The organism is Streptococcus sp. HMSC076C08 (assembly GCF_001810825.1).
In the GTDB taxonomy this organism is placed as follows: domain Bacteria; phylum Bacillota; class Bacilli; order Lactobacillales; family Streptococcaceae; genus Streptococcus.
On the sequence record NZ_KV802736.1, the window covers coordinates 125,946 to 127,192 of the forward strand.

A 1,247-nucleotide genomic window follows, 5' to 3' on the forward strand; every position below is an offset into this window, starting at 1 on the left:
TCAAAGAGCAAACTAGAAAGCTAGGCGCAGACAGTACTTTAGTACGGCAAGACGACGCTGACGTGGTTTGAATTTGATTTTTGAAGAGTATTAATAAAGGTGTACAAGAAGTGAGATTAACCTTGTATAACTGAAAAGGAGGGAAGTTTATGAAAGTAGAACTACAGATTAAGGAGACGTACAAGGAAGAAAAGCTGATTGTCCAAGCACCTCAAGAAACCAAAAAAGTCCAAAAAGTCATCGAATTTGCTGAAAATCTTGACCAAAAAGAAACAATCAAAGGAAAGATTGATGATCAGGTCTATCTAGTTAAGATTGGTAAGATACAACGCTTCTATATCGAGAATCGCAAGGTTCTAGCAGAAACGTCGAGTCAGACCTACAGCATTGATTTGCGACTCTATCAAGTTCTTGAAATTCTACCGACCACTTTTATCCAAATTTCCCAATCTGAAATCGTCAATATCGACTCCATCTCTCATCTCAAGCTCACGCCCAACGGTCTGGTTGAAATTTTCTTAAAAAACGAAAGCTTCACCTACTCTTCACGCCGCTACCTAAAAACCATCAAGGAGAAATTAGAACTATGAAAAAACAAATCTTTCACGATGCAGCCGCTGGTGTACTTATCGGCCTCATCCTCTCTATCCTCTTTTCACTCATTTATGCCCCAAATACCTATGCCCCACTGAGCCCCGATTCTCTAGTCGGACAAGTGATGGTGCAACATCAGGTTCACGGTGCCTTGGCCTTGCTCTACTGTATGATCATCTGGTCAGCTATCGGAGTTCTCTTTAGCTTTGGCGGTCGCTTATTCAGCCGTGACTGGAGCTTGCTCCGTGCGACGCTTTCCCATTTCTTCCTCATGCTGGCTGGCTTTGTCCCACTGGCAACTCTAGCTGGTTGGTTCCCTTTCCACTGGACCTTCTATCTCCAGCTCATTCCAGAGTTTGCGATTGTCTACCTCATCATCTGGGCTATTCTCTATAAAAGAGAAGCTAAAAAAGTAGACCACATCAATCAACTTTTGGCCCATAAAAAGTAATAGAGAAAAATCCCACTCACAATGTACTGACCCCCAAAAGTTGGACAAATAATTATTGAAAGGATTTAGTTCTGTATTGCACAGGGCTAAGTCCTTTTAGTTTTAGTTTGACTTTGATTCGTTTGTTATTGTAGTAATCTATGTAGTCCACAATAGCTTGTGTTCAAGGCCCTCTAAAGACCTAAAGTGCTTCTCATAACCG

Annotated in this window: 2 protein-coding genes and 1 pseudogene; 2 read left to right on the top strand and 1 reads right to left on the bottom strand. The window is 41.5% G+C overall.

Annotation, left to right across the window (positions count from 1 at the left end; genetic code table 11):
- Positions 1-149: 149 nt before the first annotated feature.
- Positions 150-590, top strand: a complete 441-nt coding sequence (locus tag HMPREF2766_RS08910; RefSeq protein WP_042903012.1) for a LytTR family DNA-binding domain-containing protein — start codon at positions 150-152, stop codon at positions 588-590.
- Entirely contained in the window at positions 587-1,045 is a 459-nt protein-coding gene (locus tag HMPREF2766_RS08915; RefSeq protein ID WP_042903013.1) for a DUF3021 domain-containing protein, read from the top strand. The genes HMPREF2766_RS08910 and HMPREF2766_RS08915 overlap by 4 nt, the downstream gene beginning before the upstream one ends.
- A gap of 52 nt (positions 1,046-1,097) precedes the next feature.
- On the opposite strand, the pseudogene HMPREF2766_RS10010 reads toward HMPREF2766_RS08915, so the two are convergent.
- Positions 1,098-1,247, bottom strand: a pseudogene (locus HMPREF2766_RS10010) (IS3 family transposase); the annotation flags it as partial.

Coding starts and splice junctions, on each gene's coding strand:
- HMPREF2766_RS08915 (WP_042903013.1), top strand. CDS start 587: ATGAAAAAACAAATCTTTCACGATGCAGCCGCTGGTGTACTTATCGGC.
- HMPREF2766_RS08910 (WP_042903012.1), top strand. CDS start 150: ATGAAAGTAGAACTACAGATTAAGGAGACGTACAAGGAAGAAAAGCTG.